Raw genomic sequence first — 22,072 nt, 5'->3', positions numbered from 1 at the left:
GGCGGCGCCTGCGTCGGCGTCCGGTCGGGCCGGGTGGGCCCGGTGAGGCGGCGGCGTCCGACCGGGCCGGACGGTCCGGTGTCCGTCTACTCCGCGACCGCCGCCTCCGCCACGGCTCCTTCCGCTGCCGCCGTCTCCAGGACCGGCCGCTTCAAGAGGGCCGTCTCCGGGACCGTCGTCCGCGAAGTCACGGTCTGCGGAGTCACGGTCTGTGGCGTCGCGGCCGGCGGGGTGGCGGCCTTCGTGACGATGATCTTCGGGGCGGCGCTTTCGATTGGTGCCGCCGGTGCCGCCGGTGCCTCCGGTGCCTCCGGTGCCTCCACGTCGGCCGGCGTCTCTGCGCCGTCCGGGATCTCCGCATCGGCCCGAGTCCCGGTGCCGGGCGCAGTCGCCGTGCCGATCGGGGGTGCCGTGTCGGCGGGGCCCGCCGTCTCGACGGGAGTCTCCGTGTCGGCTGCCGTCGCCGCGTCTGCCGGTGTGGAGCGCGGCGGGAGCAGGTCCAGCACCGCCTGCCGGTGCGCGTCGCTCGTCGCGTCGTCGTACGGGTCCGGTGTGGCCGGCACCTGAAGCCGGTGGACCGGCGCCGAGCCCAGCCGGGCGTATCCGCGTCCCGGCGGGACGTCGTCGACCGGGGTGGTGTGCGGCGGCGCGCCGAGCACCGCCGTCAGCTGCTCCGCCGACGCCGGCCCGAGGGTGACCCGCGCGCGGGTGTGCTGGCACACCGCGTCGCTCAGGGAGTCCAGGGCGTCGAACTGCTCGGCCACGACCACCGTGACGGCGGCGGCGCGGCCGTGCCGCAGCGGGACCTGGAGGAAGGACTGCGGATCCTTGTGGCCGTCGGACTGCGCCAGGTGGGTGAAGGCGGTGGGGCGGTCCAGAAGGATCCACAGCGGGCGCTTGGTGTCCTCCGGCGCCGGCTCTCCCGCCTGGCGGGCTCGGTTGGCCGCGATGAGCCGGCGCTCGGTCTCGCCGGCCGCCCATTCCAGTGCGTCCAGCGCGCCGTCGAGTCCGATCTCGACGCCCAGCACGCCCTCCCGGCCCGCCAGGCACGCGTACTCGCCGGTCCCGCCGCCCTCGACGATCAGCACGTCGCCGTGTTGCAGGGCCTGGAGGGCGATGGAGCGCAGGAGGGTCGAGGTGCCGCTGCCGGGCTGGCCGACCGCCAGCAGGTGCGGCTCGGTGGAGCGGATGCCGGTGCGCCAGACGACGGGGGGGACGTCGCGCCGGTCCGCGCCGAAGGCGAGCGGGAGGGTGCGCTGCACCCGGCAGGGGTCCGTGAAGCCCAGGACCGTCTCGCCGGGGGCGGTGACGAAGCGCTGGGCCGCGATGTCGGTGGGCAGCGGGGAGAGGACGCTGACCGTGAGCTCGTTGCCCTCCTCGTCCCAGTCGAAGAGGTACTCGCGGCCGCGGCCGGACTTCGCGGCGAGCAACTGCTCGATCCGCGCGCGTGACGCCGCCTCGCCGTCCGGGAAGTACGCCGGATAGCGGATCACCAGGTGGGCCACGCGACCCGAGTCGTCGAACTCCAGGGTGGGGAAGACCGTCTCCCAGTCGCCGCCGTGGGCGTAGAGGGGAGACGGGTCTTCGGCCGTCGAGAAGTGCGGGACGAGGGCCTCGTACAGCACCTGGAGTCGCTGGATCTGCGATTCGTCAGGGCCATCGGGAGCCGGTGGGGTGCGGTCCCTGCCCTGCCAGGCCGCCGCCGCCATCAGGGTGACGACGGCGAGCAGCGGGCCGTACGGCACGAGCACCACGACCAGGATCACCGAGGCCGCCAGGAACAGCAGCGGACCGCGTCTGTCCCTGGGGGTCTCGGCCCATCTGCGCCGCCCGGCCGAGGCCAGCCGGCGCAGTCCGCGGGTCATCGTGATCAGCGGATGGAGGACATCGGTGGCGCTGTCGGCTGCCGTCCGGGCCAGCTCCCGACTCCGGGCGATCTGCGCGCTGCCTGTGCTCAGGATGCGGGGGAGGGGGCGCCGGGCCACTGCTGTCTCCTGGAGGTGCGTACGGACAGGACGTGCGGCGTCAGAACTTGATGCCGCCGAGAAGGCTGGCCAGGCTCTCGCCGCCGGCCTTGATGCTCGGGGCGATGGCCGTGCTGGCCATGTAGAACCCGAACAGCGCCGAGACGATGGCGTGCGACCCCTTCAGCCCGTCCTTGCGGAAGAAGAGGAAGACGACGATGCCGAGCAGGACCACGCCTGACATGGACAGGATCATTTGGTTCTCCTGGTTCGCGGGGACAGTCACCATGAGTACTTCCAGGCTCACAGGATGTATCCATACGATAAAAGGTGCAACTGGGTGAAATAAGACTCATTTCCCCCATGCGGCGGCAGGTTCGGTGGGCTGCCCGAGCAGGAGAATTGCGACGAACGGGGACTTGGGTGATCTTTGCCGCGGACGGCACCGGCCAGGGGACCGACGAGCCAGTACGCTGGCGATTCACCTGAACGGTTGTAGCGAGAGGCGGTCCGGCCGATGACCGAAGCCCCCGACCCCGAGGTCGTGGAGCTGGCGACGAAGATCTTCGATCTGGCTCGCCGGGGACAGACCGAGGAGCTCGTGGCGTACGTCGACGCGGGCGTTCCGGCCAACCTCACCAACGACCGCGGCGACTCGCTCGTGATGCTCGCCGCGTACCACGGCCACGCCGAGGCCGTCCGGGCCCTGCTGGCCCGCGGCGCCGAGGCCGACCGGATCAACGACCGCGGCCAGACCCCGCTCGCCGGAGCCGTATTCAAGGGTGAGACGGACGTCGTCAAGGCCCTGACGGAGGCCGGCGCCGACCCTTCCCAGGGCACGCCGTCGGCCGTCGACACGGCCCGCATGTTCGGCAGGACGGAGCTGCTGGACCTGTTCGGCGCGCACGGGGCCGACGGATCCTGAGCACGTCGACAGAAGTTCCTGACCAGGTAAATCGACGACCACGGGGGAGGCGGTACAAGGCCGCCGGAAATTTCGGTCGCGGCAGGTAGAACAGCCGGGTCATCATGACGTCGTGATTCACGGACGCGATGGCTGGGCAGGTGTTGCCGCACCGCGCGGGCCGTGATGCGGTCCGCATGGGCCACCGACGAGAGGCAGAGGAAGATGGTCTACAGCAAGCAGGAAACGGCGGGCGCCCCGACGTGTTGGCACGCGGCCAGGTAATGCACGTCCCCGGTTGCGTCGACGCTTGATGTGAGGCTGTTTCCCATGTTCGATCCGGTCATAGCGCCCAGCGGTACGCTGCTCGGCCTGCTCCAGAGGGGCCGCGGCGACGGCACGCTGCACGCGCTCACGGCACCGCGCGCCGACGCGCTCGCGGCGCTGAACCACTGTGTGCAGCGGGATCCCCGCCACGACTGGCAGGTGGAGAACCGCTCCCTTTACTACGCCCGTCTCTACCTCGACCTCAACGGCGAGCTGGACGAGATCGAGGCCCATCTCTTCGACGTCGAGGACGTCTTCGACACCGAGGAGTCACGTACGGGGCTCGCCCTGGCGGTCCTCGGCCACCTCGCCTCCTACGGCAGGCAGGACGCCCTCGAACTGCTGCGCAGATACGCCGCCACGGGAGCCAACTGGGCCTGGGCCCTGGACGAGCTCGCCCTGCGGGACGACGACGCCGGTCTGCGCGCCCTCGCCGCACCGGTGCTCGCCCGGTTCTCCACGGATGCCGAGGGCGAGGCCGAACTGGCCGCCGTCGTGCGGGACGCCTTCGAGCCACGGCCCTGGCGGCTGTGGGCCGAGGATCCCCGCGAGTACGTCTCCGCCCGCGTGCGCGCCGCTCACGAGGCCGGCTGTTTCGACCGCTGGCAACGCCAGATGAGTCCCAGCGGCCCACGGCCCGGCTGGAGCGTGCAGGCCGTGTTCGAATGGGCGCAACAGGGCGTCGAGCGCGGAGCCGCGCTCCACGTCCCCGCCGCCCGCTGCCTCTCCGCCGTGGCAGGGCCGGAGGACCGCCCCGAGATCGTGCAGGCGGCCAAGGACGGGGCCGACGGCGCCCGGTGCACCGCCCTGCGCTACCTCGCCGACTGCAACGACCCGGACGCCCTCGTCCTCGTCGAACAGGCCGTCGCCGCAGGCTCGGCGACCGTCGTCGAGGCCGCCGTCGACGCCTTCGAACGCATGCGCAGCGTCGCCGCCGTCGACCGGGCCCGCGGCTGGGTCCACCGGCCCGACGCCCTCGGCGCCGCGGCCGGCCGCATGCTCGCCTGCCGGGGCGGCGCGAGGGACACGGAACTGGTCCTCGGCGCCCTGCGCGAGGCCGTGCGGGGGGAGGGCTGCGACGCGCCCAGCCTGTGGACCCTCGTCGACGGCGCCGGACGGCTCGGCATCGTCTGCGCGGCGCCCGTGCTGCGCCACATCTACCGCGAGACGGCCTCGTCCCACCTGCGCGGGCGCTGCGCCCGCGCACTCGCCGCCACCGACCCCTCCTACGCCGCCGGCTTCGCCGTCGAGTGCCTCTGGGACTGCGAGGAGGGCACCCGCGAGATCGCCGCCCGGCACGCCGAGACCGGTGACGCGCGGGTCGTGGAGCGGTTGCGCCGGCTCGCCGCCGACCCGGCCGAGGAGGCCGAGGTCCAGACGGCCGTACGGAGCCGGATCGGACCCGACGCGGCATCCGCGATGTGACCCCGGGAGCGGGCCGCCGCCCGAGGAGATCCCGGCGGCGGCCCGCCCGACGGGTGAACGGCGCATGACCGGCGGGGCCGACGGTCATGGACACCGTCCGACCTGCGCGCGGTGCGCGCGCAGAGGGCGCCGGCCGCGCAGCGCAACGCTCATGGGACGTTAGTCGTGCGGACAGATCCACTTTGACGCGGCCACGTCCAGGACGGCGACAACACGGGTATGCGTGTCGTCATCGTGACCGAGTCCTTTCCCCCCGACGTGAACGGCGTGGCCCACTGCGCCTTCCAGACCGCCCGACACCTCGTCGAACGCGGTCACGCCCCCCTCGTCGTCGCCCCCGCCACCGCCGCGGGGGCCGGGCCGGACGCCGAAGCGCCCTGCCCCGTCGTGCGTGTCCCCTCCCTCCCGCTCCCCGGCTACCCCCAGGTCCGCGTCGCCCTCCCCAGCCGACGCGTCGCCGCGGCCATCGCGGAGCACCGTGCCGATCTGGTCCACCTGGCCAGCCCGTTCGTCCTCGGCGTCCGGGGCATGTCGGCCGCCTCCCGGCTCGGCATCCCCGCCGTCGCCGTCTACCAGACCGACCTGGGCGGATACGCCCGCACCTACATGGGCGCCGGCGAGGCCGCCGCCTGGCGCCGGATACGGTCCGTCCACGCCGCAGCCGACCTCACCCTCGCCCCCTCCAGCGCGGCCCTGCACGACCTGGACACCCACGGCGTGCCCCGGGTGAAGCTGTGGCCGCGGGGGGTGGACACCGTGCGGTTCCGCCCCGACCGCCGCGACGAGGCACTGCGCCGCGAACTCGCCCCGCACGGCGAGCTGATCGTCGGCTACGTCGGGCGGCTCGCCCCCGAGAAGCAGGTCGAGCTCCTGGCCGGCGCCTGCGCACTGCCGGGCGTCCGGCTCGTGGTGGTGGGCGACGGGCCCAGCAGGCCGGGTCTGGAGGAGGCCCTGCCGGGCGCGGTCTTCCTGGGCAGACGCACCGGCGACGACCTCGCCCGGATCTTCGCCTCGCTCGACGTGTTCGTGCACACGGGCCCGTTCGAGACGTTCTGCCAGACCGTGCAGGAGGCCATGGCCAGCGGTGTGCCCGTGGTCGCGCCGGCCGCGGGCGGCCCGCTGGACCTGGTCGCCCACGGACGCACCGGTCTGCTCGTCCCGCCGCGCGACGCCACGGCGGTACGGGACGCGGTCGCCTCGCTGACCCGCGACCCCGCACAGAGGGCCGCCTACGGCGCCGCCGGGCGGGACACGGTCGAGGGACGCACCTGGACCGCCGTCGGAGACCGGCTCATCGACCACTACCAGGACGTGCTCGCGGCACGCCGTCTGGTGGTGGCGGCATGAACGCGTCCGGTGGCGGCATGAAGGCGCCTGGTGGCGGTGTGAACGGCGGTGTGAACGGCGGGTCGTTGCGGATCGTCCGCCTCGCCAACTTCGTGGCCCCGGCCTCGGGCGGGCTGCGCACCGCGCTGCGCGAGCTGGGCAAGGGCTATCGCGAGGCCGGCCACCGGCCGGTCCTGATCGTTCCCGGCGAGCGGACGACCGACCGGGAGACCGAGCAGGGCAGGGTGATCACCCTGCCCGGACCCCTGCTGCCCGGCACCGGCGGCTACCGCGTCCTCGTCGACAAGCGGCGTGTCGCCCGCCTGCTGGAAGGCCTCGCCCCCGACCGCCTGGAGGTCTGCGACCGCACGACGCTGCGCTGGACCGGCAAGTGGGCGCGGCGGGCCCGGGTGCCCGCCGTGATGGTCTCGCACGAGACCGCCGACGGCGTCCTGCGTACCTGGGGCGTGCCGGAGGGGGCGGCCCGGCGCGCCGCCGACGCGCTCAACCTGCGCACGGCGCACACCTACGCGCGCGTGGTGTGCACGACCGAGTTCGCCGAGCGGGAGTTCGTGCGGATCGGCGTCCGCAACGTGGTGCGGGCCCCGTTGGGCGTCGACCTCGCCGAACGGCATCCCGCTCTGCGGGACGCCGGGCTGCGGGCCGTCCACGCGCGCGGGGACGAGACGCTGCTGGTGATGTGCACCCGCCTCTCCGTGGAGAAGCGGCCCGGCACGGCGTTGGACGCCCTGGAGGCGCTGCGGCGACGCGGTGCGCGGGCGGTGCTCGTCGTCGCCGGGGACGGTCCGCTGCGGCCCCGGCTGGAGCAGAGGGCGCGGGAACGCCGGCTGCCCGTGACGTTCCTGGGGCACGTCGCCGACCGGGGTGCGCTGGGCGCGCTCCAGGCCGTCGCCGACGTGTGTCTGGCGCCGGGGCCGGCGGAGACCTTCGGGCTCGCCGCCCTGGAGGCGATGGCCTGCGGCACCCCGGTGGTCGCGAGCGCGTCGTCGGCGCTCCCCGAGGTGATCGGGACCGCGGGAGCCACCGCGGCGGACCGGGGGGAGGCGTTCGCGGACGCGGTGGAGGAGCTCCTGGACCGTCCCGTCGCGGGACGCCGTGAGGCGGCACGCGCGCGTGCGGAATGCTTCGGCTGGACGACGGCGGTCGACGCGTTCCTCGCGGCGCACGACGCGACGGCGCCGACCCGCGGCGACGTCCACGGCGCGGCTGCCTCGTCCCGGCCGCAGGCGTCGGCTCCGCCGCTACCGCTGCCCACGCCCTTGCCCACGCCCTCGGCCAGCGCTGCCCTGGGCCCCCTCACGCCCGGAGCCCTCGGATGAGACGCCTGCGCTTCGTGGCCCTCGGGGACTCGCTCACCGAGGGGGTGGGCGACCCCGTGGGCCAGGGGTGGCGCGGATGGGCGGCGCTGCTGGCCGACGGCCTGACCGGCGAGACCGGCGAGACCGGCGAGACCGGCGAGACCGGTGAGACCGGTGAGATCGAGGAGGCTGCGGGGGCCGAGAGGGCCGCGGGGACCGGAAAGCCCGTGACCGGCGTCGAGTTCACCAATCTCGCGGTCAGCGGGGCGCAGACACGGGACGTGCTGGAACGCCAGCTCCCGGCGGCCCTGGCGCTGCGGCCCGAGGTCGTCTCCGTCGTCGTGGGCGTCAACGACACCCTGCGCTGCACCTTCGACATCCAAGCCGTGGCCGCCCGCCTGGACACGGTCTACGGTGCTTTCGCCGAGCGGGGTGCGGTCCTGCTCACCGCGTGTCTGCCCGACCCCGGCGCCACGCTCGGACTGCCGGGCGCCCTCGCCCGGCCGCTGGCCCGACGGCAGCGCGCGGTCAACGCCGTCGTCCACGCGCTCTCCGAGCGGTACGACGCCGTCCATCTGCACGCTGCGGAGGGCGCGTGGACGGCGGACCGGGCGATGTGGAGCGCGGACCGGCTCCACCCCGGCGAACGCGGACACCGTCAACTGGCTCTGCGCTTCCACGCGTTGCTGGCCGAGACCGGGCTCGCCACCGGGCCGGCGCCGTCGCCCGAGCCCGAGTTCCCGGCGCCCACGACGTCGGCGAGTCTGTGGTGGCTGGCGACCGCGGGCACAGGCTGGGTGGCGCGCAGGTGCACCGACCTGCTCCCTCAACTCCTCACTCTGGCGGCCGACGAGATGCGTCACCGCGCGCGGGGCACGAGCGCCCGGCTCGACCTGCGGACGTCCGCAGCCGTGTCGGCCGCCCTTGCCGCACTGTCCCCGCCGGAACGACGACCGGACGCCGCCTAGGGGCGGCCGGACGCGCCGGGACACGCAGGGACGCGGACGGCCTCACCGGGCGCGGACGGGCCCCCGCCGGGCGTGAACGGCCCCACCGGGCGTGAACGGCCCCACGGGGTGTCGACGGTCTCTTCCGGCCTCGTCGGCAAGGACGATCCGGCGTCACCGCCTGCGTACGGCGACGAAGCGGACCGGCGTCCCCGGTCGCGCCTGGGCGGCGGCCGGGAGGTCGGCCGCGCGCACGACCGCGATCACCGGGTAACCGCCCGTCGTCGGATGGTCGGCGAGGAAGACCACCGGCCGGCCGGCCGGCGGTACCTGCACGGCGCCCAGCACCATGCCCTCGCTCGCGAGCTCGCCGTCCACGGCGCGCTCCAGAGCGGGTCCCTCGGTGCGCAGTCCGATGCGGTTGCTCGCCGAGGAGACGTGGAACGTCCGTGACGTGAAGGTGCGCACCGCCTCGGGGGTGAACCAGTCCGCGCGCGGGCCGTGCGTCACCCGCAGGACGAGCTCGCCCGGGGGCGCCGGCTGGGGACCGACGTCCACGCGCGCGTACGGGGCGAGTTCGCGTCCCAGGTGCAGGACCGTGCCGTTCGTGAGGGGCGCGGGGCCGAGGCCGGACAGCAGGTCGGTGGAGCGGCTGCCGAGGACCGGCTCCACGGCGACGCCCCCGGCCGCGGCGACGTATCCGCGCACCCCGCTCAGGGCGGGGCCGACGTCCAGCACGGCCCCGGCGGGCACCCGTACCGGCGCGCCCCAGGCGACCGGCCGGCCGTCCACGGAGACGCGGCACGGCGCGCCCCCCACCGCGACGGTCACGTCCGAGCGCGGCCTGAGGGCGCACCCGTCGAGCGTGGTCTCCAGGACGGCCGCGTCGGCGGAGTTGCCCACCAGCCGGTTGACGAGGGCCGCCGCGGGCCCGTCGAGCGCACCGGAGCGGGGCACCCCGAGATGCGCGTGTCCGGGGCGGCCCCGGTCCTGCACCGTGGTGAGCGCCCCGGCGCGGACGACGACGAGCGCGCGGTCGCTCATGAGGGTCCCCCCGTCCCCGCAGTCCCCGCCGACTCCGTCGGTCCCACCGGCACGAAGCGCACGCGTGTGCCCGGCGACAGCAGGGCGGCCGGCACGCGCGCGTGGTCCCACAGCACCGCCTCCGTGCTGCCGATCAGCTGCCAGCCGCCCGGCGAGGTGCGCGGGTACACACCGGTGTAAGGCCCGGCCAGCGCCACGGAACCGGCCGGCACGGTGGTGCGCGGGACGGCCCGGCGCGGGACGTCGTAGCGCGAGGGCAGGCCGGTGAGGTAGCCGAAGCCGGGCGCGAAGCCGCAGAACGCGACCCGGAACTCGGTGGCCGCGTGGATGCGGGCCACCTCCCCCTCCGGGACGCCCCAGTGCGCGGCGACCTCGGCCAGGTCCGGACCGTCGTAACGGACCGCGATCTCCACGACCGCCTGCTCGCGCGGGGGAGCCGGCGGTATGTCGGAGGCGGCCAGCTCGGAGGCCACTCTGCCGGGATCGGCCAGACCGTCCAGCAGCACGGTGCAGGCCGCCGGGACGATCTCGCGGACGCCGAGCAGGCCCGCCGCGCGGCGCCGCAGCAGCTCCGCGTGCAGCGCCTCGGCCTCCTCGCCCGATGCCAGCTCGACGAGCAGGGCGTCGTCTCCGACGCGCAGGACGCGCACCCTCACGCGAAGGCCTCCACTCGTACCCCCGACTCCTCCAGGCCGCGCCGGACCCGGATGGCCAGTTCCACCGCGCCGGGCGTGTCGCCGTGCAGGCACAGCGAACGCGCGCGCACCTCGATAGACGCCCCCGCGTGGGAGATGACCTGCCCGGTGCGGGCCAGGCGCACCGAGCGTGCCACGACGATCTCCGGCTCGGTGATCTCGGCCCCGGCCCGCCCACGCGGTACGAGCGTGCCCTCGTCGGTGTACGAGCGGTCCGCGAAGGCCTCGGGGACCGCCGCGAGCCCCGCCCCCCGAGCCAGTTCCAGCAGACGTGAGCCCGGCAGCCCGAGCACGGTCGGCGCGGTGTCCGCGAGGAGCACGCCCTCGATCACCGCCCCGGCCTGCTCCTCGTCGTGCACGACCCGGTTGTAGAGCGCGCCGTGCGGCTTCACGTACGCGACGCGCGCGCCCGCCGCACGGGCGAACACCTCCAGCGCGCCGATCTGGTACGCCACCTCGGCGGCCAGTTCGGCGGCCGGCACGTCCATGGCGCGCCGGCCGAAGCCCGCCAGGTCCCGGTAGGAGACCTGCGCGCCGATCGTCACGCCGCGCTCGGCCGCCAGCGCGCACACCCGCCGCATGGTGGCCGCGTCCCCCGCGTGAAAGCCGCAGGCGACGTTGGCGCTGGTGACGACGGACAGCAGATGCTCGTCGTCCGTCAGCCGCCAGCGGCCGAAGCCCTCGCCGAGGTCGGCGTTCAGGTCGATCGCCGTCGTCGCGGGTGCGGGGGGCGTGGCGGGCGTGGCGGGCGTGGCGGTCATAGTTCCTTCGTACTCCTTCTCAGGCCACGCGGTACTGCTCGTCGCGGGCGTCGGTGAGGAACATCTGCCCCGGGGCGTGGGTGAGGGCGAACGGCGGGCGCGAAGCCATCACCGCGGCCTGCGGGGTCACCCCGCAGGCCCAGAACACCGGGATGTCGTCGGGCTCGGCGTCCACCGGGTCGCCGAAGTCGGGCCGCCCGAGATCGTCGATGCCCAGCCCCGACGGATCGCCGCAGTGTACGGGGCTTCCGTGCACCGCCGGGAGCAGGCTGCTCTCCCGGATGGCGGCCGCCAGATGCCGCGGCGGCACCGGTCGCATCGACACCACCATCGGCCCGTGCAGCCGCCCCGCCGGGCGGCACTGACGGTCGGTCATGTACATCGGGACGTTGCGCCCCTGTTCTAGGTGGCGGATGGGGACGCCCGCCCCGGACAGCGCCCACTCGAAGGTGAAGCTGCAGCCGATCAGGAACGACACCAGGTCCTCGCGCCAGTACGCGCGCACGTCCGTGGGCTCGTCCACCAGTTCCCCGTCCGCCCACACGCGGTAGCGGGGCAGATCGGTGCGCAGATCGGCCCCCTCGGCCAGGACGGTCGTCCAGGAGCCGGCGTCCGTGACGTCGAGGACGGGACAGGGCTTCGGGTTGCGCTGACAGAACAGCAGCATGTCGTACGCCCAGTCCGCGGGCACCGAGATCAGGTTGACCTGTGTGTGGCCCGCCGCGACGCCGGCCGTGGGGCCCGCCAGACCGGCCCGGAAGCGGGCGCGGGCGGTTTCGGGGCTCCACGCGTGCGCGTGCCGCTCGGCCAGTGCGACGGGACGGTCCTCGCCCAGAGGCGGACGACGGTCCTGCGTGAGAAAGGGGCGGTTCACTCGAGCTCCTTGCCGCGCGTCTCGGGGAGGCCCAACAGCGCCAGGGCGGCGATCGCGTAGCCGATCGCGCCGAAGGTCAGTGCGCCGCCGACCCCCCAGCTGTCGGCCAGGAAGCCGACCGTGGTGGGGAAGACCGCGCCCACGGCGCGGCCGGTGTTGTACGTGAAGCCCTGTCCCGTGCCGCGCAGGGCCGTCGGATACAACTCGCTCAGATAGGACCCGAAGCCGCTGAAGATGGCCGACATGCAGAACCCGAGCGGGAAGCCGAGGACGAGCAGCAGGGTGTCCGCGCCGCTCGGGATGTTGGCGTACGCCAGGATGCACACCGCCGAGAGCAGGGCGAACAGCCAGATGTTGCGGCGCCGGCCCAGCCGGTCGGTGAGGTAGCCCCCGGTGAGGTATCCGAGGAAGGCGCCGGAGATCAGGAAGGTCAGATAGCCGCCGGTGCCGACCACCGACAGTCCGCGCTCCGACTTCAGATACGTCGGCACCCAGGTGGCGAGGGTGTAGTAGCCGCCCTGCACGCCGGTGGAGAGCAGGCCCGCGAAGAGCGTCGTCCGCAGCAGCGGGCCCTTGAAGATCGCAGGGAACGAGCCTTTCTCGGTGCTCTGCTCCCGTGCCGCCGTGGCCTGCGGCGCGTCCTGCACCCGGCGCCGCATCCACACCACCAGCAGGGCGGGCAGCGCGCCCGTCCAGAACATGATCCGCCAGGCCGTGTCGTCGCCGAAGAACGAGAACACCAGTGTGTAGGCGACGGCGGCGAGGCCCCAGCCGACGGCCCACGAGCTCTGGATCGCTCCGAGGGTGCGGCCCCGGTGCCTCGGGCTCGCGTACTCGGCGACCAGGATCGCGCCGACCGCCCACTCGCCGCCGAAGCCGAGCCCCTGGAGGGACCGCAGGACCAGCAGCGTCTCGTAGGTGGGCGCGAAGCCGCAGGCGACGGTGAACACCGCGTAGGTGATCACCGTGATCATCAGGGCCCGGACCCGGCCGATCCGGTCGGCCAGAACGCCCGCCACGGCGCCGCCGATCGCCGAGGCGACCAGGGTGACGGTGGTGAACAGGCCGGTCTGGCCGCTGTCCAGGCCGAAGTACGAGGCCAGCGCGACCATGCTCAGGGGCAGCGTGAAGTAGTCGTAGGAGTCGAGGGCGTAGCCGCCGAACGCGCCGGCGAAGGCGCGGCGGCCGCGCGGCCCGAGTGCGCGCAGCCAGGCCGCCGCCCCGTCGTCGGGGGTGTGCGCGGTCGTCGTGCGTCGGTTCTCGGCGGACGGGGCCTGCGGTGGAGGGGGAGTGCTCATGGGCACCTCGCTGAAGGAGGACGGAGGGTGCTGGGACTGAGCCGTGCCGTGCAGGAGGCGGGTCGCCGCGGTGGGGACGGGGCGGGGCCGTGGAATCGAAGGTAGAGGATCGTTGAACGATTCTTCAATACCCCCGTTGTCTCGTTCTCAGGTCTGCGATTGAATTCCGGGCATGGCAGAGCAGCTGGCGGGACTGGCCGACGACCGCGCCCTCCTGGGCCGTACGAGCACGGCCGAACGGGTGGCGGACATCCTCAGGAGCCGCATCGCCGAGGGCTACTTCCCGCCCGGCACCCGGCTCTCGGAGGACAGCATCGGCGGAGCGCTCGGCGTCTCGCGCAACACCTTGCGCGAGGCGTTCCGGCTGCTCACCCATGAGCGCCTGCTCGTCCACGAGTTGAACCGGGGTGTGTTCGTCCGGGTCCTGACCGTGGAGGACGTCGAGGACATCTACCGCACGCGCACCCTCGTGGAGTGCGCCGTCGTGCGAGGGCTCGGGGAGCCGCCGTACGCGCTGGAGAACCTCCGGGCGAGCGTCGCCGAAGGACAGCTGGCGGCCGTGGAGAACGACTGGAAAGAACTGGGGACCGCCAACTTCCACTTCCACCGGGAACTGGTGGCTCTGGCCAGGAGCGCGCGCACCGACGAGCTCATGCGCAGCGTCTTCGCCGAGCTGCGCCTGGCCTTTCACCTCGTCGACGAACCGCGCCGGCTGCACGAGCCCTACCTCCAGCGCAACCGCCAGATCCTCCAGGCCCTCGAAGCCGGGGACAGGGCAGAGGCCGAGCACCTGCTGACGGTCTACCTCGACGACTCATCGGCAAAGGTGGTCGAGGTGTACCGGCGAAGGGTGGGGGAGGACCGCACCCCGTAGGGGAGCGCGGCCTGTAGGGGACCGCGGCCCGTAGAGGACCGCGGCCCGTAGAGGGCCGCGGCCGGGCACGCGGGGCGGGGGCGTGGGCCAGGGACGGGGCTGCCAGGGACGCCGGGCGCGAAAGCCGCAAGCCGCAGGGCCCGCAGACGCGTCACGGCCGGTGGCCGCCCGCTCGACCGCCGGAGGCGATCCGCGTCGTTTGGGTCGATGTCAGACCGAGGACCTAGTCTGTGCACCGTGACTTCGCCTGCTTCGACGGACCGTGTTCCGCCCCAGCTCAGCGCGGGGCCGCGTCCCGCTCAGGGACCGGCCGCCGACGAGGGGCTGGCGCGGCGGCTGCGCGCGCTCGCCTGCACGGCGCCGATCCACGACCTCGACGCGCGCAAGGCCAACCTGGCCGGTGAGTACTCGGTCTACGGCATGGCGGAGATCGCCCTGGCCGCCATCGACCTCGTCACGCTCAACATGGACTTCGACACCGGCGCCGACCACGACCAGATAGTGGCTCGTCTGCTGCCCCGCATCGCCGCACAGGCCCCGCGACGGCCCGTCGCCGAGCACGAACGGGTGGCCCGCTGGGTCCTGGAGAACCTGATCAACGTCGGCAGCGTGGACCGCGGTTTCCGCGCCGCCTACGGCATGTTCGCGCCGGACGGCACGTATGTGCGCCGTGACTACGACTTCAAGCTGATCGAGGAGGTCCCCGGCTACGGCGGAGCGGTCTACCTGCGCACCACCGACGAAGCGGTCAACGTGCTCGTCGGCGCCCTCGACACGGACGTCACCAGCGCCCAGATCGCGGCCGAGGTCAAGCTGGAGGTGCTGATCCGCCGCGGTCGCCTCGCCGACGCCCAGCTCGCCGCCGAACAGGCCCGCTACCGCACGGTGCAGTACTCCGAGACGCTCCGCCGCGCCCTGGAGGCCACCCGTCGCAACGTCCGCGCGGTGGACTGGCTGAACGCGGTGCCCGACATGATCGCCGAGGCCCTGGACCACGTCGCCGACCGCTACCGCCACGAGAACGCGATCCTCACCAACATCCGCAAGGCACGCGACGAGATCGAGGACGCGGAGAACAAGCGCCGGGCCGCCGAGCTCGTCGACATCGTCAAGGACTGCATCCGCCGGCACACACAGCTGCAGTCCCGGCTGCTGGAGGCCGGCCCGCTGTTCCGCGCCGAGCAGGACCGCCAGGCCTTCGCCACCCCCATGACGTCGTCCGGGACGGACCTCTACGGACACCTCGTCGCCCCCCTGCTGCCGTTGCCGGTGGAGCAGGCGGTCCGGGTCACCGACGCGTTCTTCGCACACGGCACCGGGCTGCGCACCCCGGTGTCCGTGCGGATGGGCGACCTCGTCGACCTCCTGCTGACCCCGCCCGTGGAGCGCGAGCACCTGGGAGCGGAGATGCCGGAACCCGACCTCATCGCCACGCCCGACGACAGCCGGTTCAGCGAGGAGCAGCTGGCCGCGGCGACGGAACTGCTCGATCTGCCCGCGGACGCGCCGAGGCGCCTGTCCGGGCTGCTGGCCCAGGCCCGCCGCACCGACCCCGACCTGCCGTATCTGGTGGCCCTGCTGGCGGTGCACGCGGCCAGCCCGGCCGTCGGCACCGCCTATCGGCAGGGCGAGGAGAAGCTGCTGTTCGCCGTGGACGACGGGACGGAACTGGACGATCCGGAGTTCGGCGGCGCCGATCTCATCGTCGGCACCGCCCTGCTGGACTCCGCGGGGATGGCTGCGGACCGCACGGAGGCGGCATGAGCCCGATGGGCGACCGAATGAACGAGCACGAGCGCACTAACGAGCACGAGCGCACACATGAGCACAAGCACGCATATGAGCACGAGTACGCGTGCCAGCAGAGCAAGGAGCCGAGGCCGTGACCGAGCACGTCGACCGGAGTGAACCGGAGGCCGTCGCCGTACCGGCCTCCGCCGCCGTCACCCCTGCCGACGCCGCCGACGCGGCGCGGCTCGTCGCCTTCGGGCTGCAGCCCAAACTGCAGCCCGCGCGCGACCAGGAGTACGCCGATCTGCTGCGGCGTCACCGCGAGGACCCGGCGTTCGCGCGGCTCGCCGACGCCGTCGCCGCCGGGCTGGGGCTGATCGTGCTGGAGGTGTCCCCCCGCGCGGGCATGGCCGTGACCGCCGCGGAGGACTCGGTGTTCGCCGTGCGCATGGGGGACTACGCCCGCCGTGCCTCCGCCGACGGCAGCGACCGCTTCCTGCACGGTCTCGCCCATCTCTGCGTCGCCGCGATGTCCTTCCCGCGGCCCGAGGACCTGGCCGACGACGGATACATCGGCCGGGTCAGCGTCAACGGGGTCGACGCCTTCGTGCGCCAGGCCTGCCACCGCCTCGAGCAGCGGGCGCAGGAGCAGGGCGAGAACACCGACCCGGCCACCGACGCGCCGGGCCTGGAGGCCGCGTGGCGGATCTGGGCCAGACGCAGCTCCACCGGCGCCACCAAGGACGCCCGCAGACTCGCCGGTTCGACGACCGGCATCGTCGGCAAGGCCGTCGCCTTCCTCACCGACTCCGGCTTCCTGCAGCGGACCGGCGACGACAACGGCGGCACCTATCGCACGACGGCCCGCTACCAGCTACAGGTGCGCGACATGGCGGGCAGCGCCGCCATGGCCGAACTGCTGGAACTGGGCGTCGTCCCGGTCACCGACGGCATGCCGACGCTGCTGCCCGCCGAGGAGAGCGACGACCTGGAGCTGGTGGCCGACGCGGGTCTTCCGTTCCACTCCTAGCTCCTCCCCGCGTCCTAGCCCCTCCCCGCGCCCCGGCGCACATCACCCCCCTGATCACGCCGATCTGCCGAAGACTTACGAGAGTCCGCCATGTACGAGCTGTCCCGGGTCCGCCTCTACTCCATCGGCCCTGCCGGTGCGCGCTACGCCGACACCGTGCTTGACCTGCGGGGCGTCGGCGACGTCGTGCCCGACCCCGCGCCCACCCAGGCGGAGTTCTTCGCAGAGGAGCCCGTAGGGCCGCCACGCCGTCCCGCGCCCGCCGGCGTGCTCTTCCTGGAGAACGGCGGCGGCAAGTCCGTCCTGCTGAAGCTGATCTTCTCGGTCATGCTGCCGGGCCACCGCAACACCCTCGGCGGGGCCAGCTCCGGAGTGCTGCGCAAGTTCCTGCTCGCCGACGACTGCGGACACGTGGCGCTGGAGTGGCAGCACGTGCTCACCGGCGAGTGCGTGGTGGTCGGCAAGGCCAGCGAGTGGCGCGGACGGCAGGTCTCCAACGACCCGCGCAAGTTCGCCGAGGCCTGGTACTCCTTCCGGCCGGGCCCCGGGCTGAGCCTGGACAACCTGCCCGTCGCCGAGTCCACCGCCGTGCGCCCTCCGGTCGAGGGCGCCTCCGGCGCACGGGGGCGCCGGCGCACCATGAAGGGCTTCCGGGACGCCATCACCGAGGCGGGCAAGGCGTATCCGCACCTCGAGGTGCACTGGGAGGAGATCCACGACCGGTGGATCGAGCACCTCGGCGACCTCGGCCTCGACCCCGAACTCTTCCGCTATCAGCGGGAGATGAACGCCGACGAGGGCGAGGCCGCCGGCCTCTTCGCCGTCAAGAAGGACTCCGACTTCACCGACCTGCTGCTGCGCGCGGTGACCGACACCCGCGACACCGACGGGCTCGCCGACCTGGTCAGCGGCTTCGGCAACAAACTCGGCCGCCGCGCGGAGCTCATGGCCGAACGGGACTTCACCGCCGGGTCCGCGGACCTGCTGGGCCGGATCGTCGAGGCCGCCGAGGCGCGGGCCCGCGCGCGCGACGTCCACGCGGGGGCCGAGCGACGCACCCGCGCGCTGGCCCGTCGGCTCTCCGCCCGTGGGCTGCGGGAGAGGCAGCGGGCCGGAGATCTCGCCCAGCGGGTCACGGCCGCCGCCTACGCCGTCACCCACTCCGAGGGCGCGCGCGGGCGCAGCGCCCTGATCGCCGCCGAACTCGCCTACCGCAATGCCTCGCTGGCCCTCTCGGCAGCAGAGAAGTCGGCCGCCGCGCAGAAGCGGGAACTCGCCGACGCCCGTACCCTGCACGCCGCCTGGCAGGCAGCCGAGTCCGTGCTGCGCCACCGCACCGCCGCCGACCGGGTCGCGCGCGTGTCCGCCGCCATCCAGGAGGCCGAACGCGACGCCGCCCCCGCCCTCGCCGCCCGCGCCAGGGCCGCCGTCGACCTCGTCCGTGCCCTGCACGCGGCCGCCGAGAGCGCCGAGAGCCTCGCCAACGAGGAGGAGGAGCGGTCGGCCGCCCTCCAGGAGGTCGGCGAATCGGCGCACCGGGACGCCACGTCCGCCGCCACCGACGCCCAGCGCGCCCGCAGCGAGGTCGGGCACCTGCGCCAGCGGCTCTCCGAGGTCGAGCAGGAGACCGCCGAAGCCGTACGCGCGGGCTGGCTCGACGACAGCGCGCCCGACGCCGACCCCGCCCGCGCCGCGCTCGCCGCCAGCGACGCCGAGAAGACGGCCGTCGCCGCCTGGGACACCGCCCGGGAAGCCGCGCGCAGAGCCGGCGAGCACGCGCGCGAGGCCGCCTCGGCCGAGTCCCGCGCCGAACTCACCGCGGCCCGCGCAGCCGACGCCGCCACCGCCGCCCAGCGCTCCTACGACGCCGAGCGACGCCTCGCCGACTCCCTGGCCGGCGAGGAACGGCTCGCCGAACTCCTGGGGCTGACCAGCGGCCGGGTGCGCCGCCAGATCCCGCAGCCCCGGCAGGACGGCGAGTCGTACGACGGCTCCCTGCTGAGCCCCGAGGACCTGGACCGCTGCGCCGACGAACTGCGCGAACTCCTCGACGACGCCGTCTCCTCCGCAGAGCGTCAGCTCTTCGATCTGCGCACCGACGCCGCCGACGACGCGCGCATCCTCGGTGCGCTCGGCGACGGGGGACTCCTGCCGCCCGGCCCGGACGTGCTGGCCACCGTCGAGTTCCTCGGCGAGCACGGCATCCCCGCGCTGCCCGGCTGGCGCTACCTCGCGCAGGCCGTCGCCCCGGCCGACCACGCGCGCGTGCTCGCCGCCCGGCCCGAACTGGTCGACGGCGTGATCATCACCGACCCCGGCTCGCACGCACGCGCGCGCGAGGCGCTCGGCGAGGCCGCGCTGCTGCCGCGCTCGGCCGTCGCCGTCGGCACGGCCGCCGCCCTGCTCGCGCCGACCCCGCCGGCCGACTCCGACAGCGGGGACGTCTTCCTCGTCCCGCCGAACCCGGCCATGCACGACGAGCACGCCGCCGACGAGGAACGGCAGGCGCTGCGCGCGCGGGCGACCGAGCGGGACGAGGACATCCGCCGGCTCGCGGCGCGGCTCGCCAAGGACCGGGAACTGGCGGCGCGGCTCACGTCCTGGCGTACCGGCTGTCCGGCCGGGCGGCTCACCGAGCTGACGCAGGCCGCCGGGGAGGCCCGCGCGTTCGCCGACGAGTCCGAGGCCGAGCTGGCCGAGGCTCGGACCGTGCGCGCGGAGGCCGACGAGACGGCCGTCGAGGCGGCCCAGGTGCGTGACGAGCGCCAGGAGGCCGCGCAGAAGGCCCGGCGCGCCGCGGACGCGCTCGCCGGGCTCGCCTTCCGGCTGCGCGAGCGCGCCGGCTGGCAGGTCAAGGTCCGGGAACTCGCCGACGAGGCCGCCGAGTCGGAGGCCCGCGCCCAGGCCTGCCTGGAGCGCGCCCGCGCCGCCGACGAGGACCGGCGCGGCGCCCAGCGCGCCGCCGACGACGCCCGCCGCACCGCACGGGCGCTGCGCGCCGAGCGCGCCGAGATCGCCGGCGCCCCCGACGACGTGCCCGCGGCTGACGCGGACGCCTCCAGGGCTTCTCTGCCGGCCCTCCGCGAGGCCTACCGGGCCGCGTCCCAGCTGTACGAGAAAGTGGGCGTCGGCGCGGACCTGCGGGCGGAGCAGGCCCGCGCGGAGAGCGACGAGAGCGCGGCCCGCGCCGAACTGGACCGGCTGAGCAACAAGGTCCGCACGCGCGCGGAGCAGCTGCTGCAGTCACCCGACGGTTCCGACGGACCGTCCCGGCAGGCCGCGGCCGCCCGCGCGGAGGAACTGGTGCAGCTCCTGGAGACGCGCGTGTCCACCGCGAGCGAGCAGCTCGGTCGCCTGCGCGGAGAGGCGGAGCGACACGCGCCCGAGGACGGCGCGGCGCACACCGAACTCGCCGAGGAACTCCAGCCGCGCGACGCCGAACACGCACAGGCCCTGCTGCGCACCGCGACCTCCGAACTCGCCTCCCGCACCGAGGCCCTGGACCGCTCCCGCGAGGCGCACGCCGAACTCCTGGCCGCCCACCGGGCCGCCGAGGACGCGGCCGGCGGATTCGACGAGATCGCCGCCATGTTGCGCGACCTGCTGCGCGAACACACTCCGGACGAGGAGCAGGAGGAGTCCGAGCCCTACCCCGGCACCCCGGAGGAGGCCCGCCACACGGCCGCCGAGGCCCGCCGCAATCTGCGCGGCTGCGCCGCCGACCTGTCGGCCGCCGAGTCCGCCGTCCGCGAGGCCAGTGACATCCTCGTGCGGCATGCCAACTCCACCCGCTACGAGCAGGTGCGCACCCCCGCCCGCCAGCAGATCCGTGAGCTGCCCGCCTCCGCGCTGCCGGAGCACGCCAAGAGGTGGGCGGACGCCTTCGCGCCCCGATTGCGCGTCCTGACGGACGAGTTGGAGCAGCTGGAGCGCAACAGGGACTCGATCGTGGACCGGCTGCGGGGACTCGTGGAGTCCGCGCTCGCCACCCTGCGTTCGGCCCAGCGGCTCTCCCGCCTGCCCGAGGGACTGGGCGAATGGTCCGGCCAGGAGTTCCTGCGCATCCGCTTCGAGGAGCCCGACCAGGCCACCCTCGTCGAACGGCTCGGCGAGGTCATCGACGACGCGACCCGGGCGGCCGTCAAGAAGAACTCGGACCTGCGGCGCGACGGCATGTCGCTGCTGCTGCGCGGAGTCGGCGCGGCGCTTCAGCCCAAGGGCGTCGCCGTCGAGATCCTCAAGCCGGACGCCGTGCTGCGCGCCGAGCGCGTCCCCGTCGGCCAGATGGGCGACGTCTTCTCCGGCGGCCAGCTGCTCACCGCGGCCATCGCCCTGTACTGCACGATGGCCGCGCTCAGGAGCAACGACCGAGGTCGCGACAAGCACCGCCATGCCGGCACGCTGTTCCTCGACAACCCCATCGGACGTGCCAACGCGACCTATCTGCTGGAACTCCAGCGAGCCGTCTCGGACGCCCTGGGCGTGCAGCTGCTCTACACCACCGGTCTGTTCGACACGACGGCACTCGCGGAGTTCCCGCTGGTCATCCGCCTGCGCAACGACGCCGACCTCAGGGCGGGCCTGAAGTACATCAGCGTCGAGGAACACCTTCGCCCCGGTCTGCCGCAGCAGGCTCCGGCCGCGGAAGGGGATGCGGCGCAGGTGCACAGCGAGATCACGGCGACGCGGATGTACAAGCGCCCCGCGCCGAACGCCGGTTGACCGACAGCCCTGACACGTGGCTCGGACGGGCGGAAGCCGGTGCGGGGACGCGATCACAGATGCGTCCCCGCACCGACTCCAGCAACCGTGGCCCGAGTTCAGGAGTGCGAGAGCCGCCCGGCGCCGCTCTGCCTGCGTATCCGCTCCTGGCCGCGCGCGGCGATGCGTGCCTGCCGACGCACCCGGCGCCGCTCGCGCCGCAGCGAACGCGCCGTGCTGCTCGGCGTCGACACCACGCCGTTGCGCTGGTTCCACACCTGTCGGGTCACCCAGACGTCCAACGCGGCCCAGGTGGCCAGCACCGTGCTCACCACACTGCTGATCACCATGGGGAAGGCCAGCCAGGAGCCGGCCATCGTGCACAGGAACGCGATCATGGCCTGAATCAGCGTCACGGAGATGATCAGCACCGCGCGTACGGCCGCCGTGCGCACCGGATCGGGCATCCGGCGTCGACGCGCCGGCTCCTCGACCCACAGCGGCCGGTAGGCCACACGCGCCGCCGGCCGGGCGCTGCGCGCCGCCGACGCAGGTCTCTCCGCGGCCCGGACGTCTCCGGCCGCCGTCATGTGCCCGTTCGCGGAAGGACCGCGATCCCGTGCCTCGGGTTCTCGCAGTGCCGTACCGCCTGTCGCCGCGCCGTCCTCGGGCGCCTCGCGCCGCTCCGCCGTGCCCATCACCGTGTCACTCCCCACCGCCAGCAGACCGCTCGCCTCCGGGTTGAAGACCCTGCTCCCCAGTGGCTGCCCGGCTTGCGCTGATTTACGCAGCCCAGGTGCGGCATACGGCTCGTGTGGCCGATTCCGCCCCCAATTCCCAATGAGTAGGACG

At 74.1% G+C, this 22,072-nt stretch carries 17 protein-coding genes; 9 read left to right on the top strand and 8 right to left on the bottom strand.

Annotation, left to right across the window (positions count from 1 at the left end; genetic code table 11):
• Positions 1-86 precede the first annotated feature (86 nt).
• Entirely contained in the window at positions 87-1,985 is a 1,899-nt protein-coding gene (locus Sri02f_RS14410; RefSeq protein WP_245970634.1) for a P-loop NTPase family protein, read from the bottom strand.
• A gap of 40 nt (positions 1,986-2,025) precedes the next feature.
• The gene (locus Sri02f_RS14405; protein ID WP_069772012.1) at positions 2,026-2,220 is read right to left on the bottom strand and encodes a hypothetical protein; all 195 of its coding nucleotides are present in this window, start codon (positions 2,218-2,220) and stop codon (positions 2,026-2,028) included.
• A 261-nt stretch (positions 2,221-2,481) separates the two neighbouring features.
• Here Sri02f_RS14405 and Sri02f_RS14400 point away from each other — a divergent pair, with 261 nt between their 5' ends.
• From Sri02f_RS14400 to Sri02f_RS14380, 5 genes are all read left to right on the top strand, one after another.
• Entirely contained in the window at positions 2,482-2,889 is a 408-nt protein-coding gene (locus Sri02f_RS14400) for an ankyrin repeat domain-containing protein (protein WP_109001572.1), read from the top strand.
• A 309-nt stretch (positions 2,890-3,198) separates the two neighbouring features.
• On the top strand, positions 3,199-4,620 hold the full coding sequence (locus tag Sri02f_RS14395) for a hypothetical protein (RefSeq protein ID WP_109001977.1): 1,422 nt from the start codon (positions 3,199-3,201) through the stop codon (positions 4,618-4,620).
• Positions 4,621-4,839: 219 nt separating this feature from the next.
• Positions 4,840-5,967 carry a glycosyltransferase family 4 protein gene (locus Sri02f_RS14390; RefSeq protein ID WP_109001571.1) on the top strand — a complete coding sequence of 376 codons (1,128 nt, stop codon included), beginning with the start codon at positions 4,840-4,842 and terminating at the stop codon, positions 5,965-5,967.
• A gap of 50 nt (positions 5,968-6,017) precedes the next feature.
• Positions 6,018-7,286 carry a glycosyltransferase gene (locus Sri02f_RS14385; RefSeq protein ID WP_507772816.1) on the top strand — a complete coding sequence of 423 codons (1,269 nt, stop codon included), beginning with the start codon at positions 6,018-6,020 and terminating at the stop codon, positions 7,284-7,286.
• Positions 7,283-8,233 (top strand): SGNH/GDSL hydrolase family protein, encoded by a 951-nt coding sequence (locus Sri02f_RS14380; RefSeq protein WP_109001570.1) that lies wholly within the window; start codon positions 7,283-7,285, stop codon positions 8,231-8,233. The genes Sri02f_RS14385 and Sri02f_RS14380 overlap by 4 nt, the downstream gene beginning before the upstream one ends.
• 153 nt (positions 8,234-8,386) lie before the next feature.
• Here the strand turns inward: Sri02f_RS14380 and Sri02f_RS14375 are convergent, their stop codons facing one another.
• From Sri02f_RS14375 to Sri02f_RS14355, 5 genes are read right to left on the bottom strand one after another with little or no spacing between them, the layout of a single operon-like run.
• Complete coding sequence (locus tag Sri02f_RS14375) at positions 8,387-9,256, bottom strand: 5-oxoprolinase subunit C family protein (protein ID WP_109001569.1); 870 nt, start codon at positions 9,254-9,256, stop codon at positions 8,387-8,389.
• Complete coding sequence (locus Sri02f_RS14370) at positions 9,253-9,906, bottom strand: 5-oxoprolinase subunit B family protein (RefSeq protein ID WP_109001568.1); 654 nt, start codon at positions 9,904-9,906, stop codon at positions 9,253-9,255. Before Sri02f_RS14370 ends, Sri02f_RS14375 begins: the two co-directional genes overlap by 4 nt.
• A 2-nt stretch (positions 9,907-9,908) precedes the next feature.
• Positions 9,909-10,712, bottom strand: coding sequence for a LamB/YcsF family protein (locus Sri02f_RS14365; protein WP_109001567.1), 804 nt, complete (start codon positions 10,710-10,712; stop codon positions 9,909-9,911).
• 19 nt (positions 10,713-10,731) lie between these two features.
• Positions 10,732-11,547, bottom strand: coding sequence for a putative hydro-lyase (locus Sri02f_RS14360; RefSeq protein WP_109001976.1), 816 nt, complete (start codon positions 11,545-11,547; stop codon positions 10,732-10,734).
• 35 nt (positions 11,548-11,582) lie between these two features.
• Positions 11,583-12,884 (bottom strand): MFS transporter, encoded by a 1,302-nt coding sequence (locus tag Sri02f_RS14355; protein WP_109001566.1) that lies wholly within the window; start codon positions 12,882-12,884, stop codon positions 11,583-11,585.
• 172 nt (positions 12,885-13,056) lie between these two features.
• On the opposite strand from Sri02f_RS14355, the gene Sri02f_RS14350 reads away from it, so the two are divergent.
• The 4 genes from Sri02f_RS14350 to Sri02f_RS14335 all read left to right on the top strand — a co-directional run bounded on the left by Sri02f_RS14350 (position 13,057) and on the right by Sri02f_RS14335 (position 21,241).
• A complete protein-coding gene (locus Sri02f_RS14350) occupies positions 13,057-13,758 on the top strand; it encodes a GntR family transcriptional regulator (RefSeq protein WP_109001565.1) in 702 nt (233 codons plus the stop codon).
• Positions 13,759-13,995: 237 nt separating this feature from the next.
• A complete protein-coding gene (locus Sri02f_RS14345; protein ID WP_109001564.1) occupies positions 13,996-15,522 on the top strand; it encodes a hypothetical protein in 1,527 nt (508 codons plus the stop codon).
• A 118-nt stretch (positions 15,523-15,640) separates the two neighbouring features.
• Positions 15,641-16,519, top strand: coding sequence for a hypothetical protein (locus Sri02f_RS14340; RefSeq protein WP_109001563.1), 879 nt, complete (start codon positions 15,641-15,643; stop codon positions 16,517-16,519).
• Positions 16,520-16,609: 90 nt separating this feature from the next.
• Positions 16,610-21,241: a hypothetical protein gene (locus Sri02f_RS14335; protein WP_109001562.1), complete on the top strand. Its 4,632-nt coding sequence runs from the start codon at positions 16,610-16,612 to the stop codon at positions 21,239-21,241.
• A 98-nt stretch (positions 21,242-21,339) separates the two neighbouring features.
• On the opposite strand, the gene Sri02f_RS14330 is transcribed toward Sri02f_RS14335, so the two are convergent.
• On the bottom strand, positions 21,340-21,918 hold the full coding sequence (locus Sri02f_RS14330; protein ID WP_109001561.1) for a hypothetical protein: 579 nt from the start codon (positions 21,916-21,918) through the stop codon (positions 21,340-21,342).
• Positions 21,919-22,072: the final 154 nt, after the last annotated feature.

It is taken from the genome of Streptomyces rishiriensis (assembly GCF_003112535.1).
In the GTDB taxonomy this organism is placed as follows: Bacteria; Actinomycetota; Actinomycetes; order Streptomycetales; family Streptomycetaceae; genus Streptomyces; species Streptomyces rishiriensis.
Note: the sequence above shows the minus strand (reverse complement) of the source record. Positions and strands in the feature narration are given on the sequence as shown.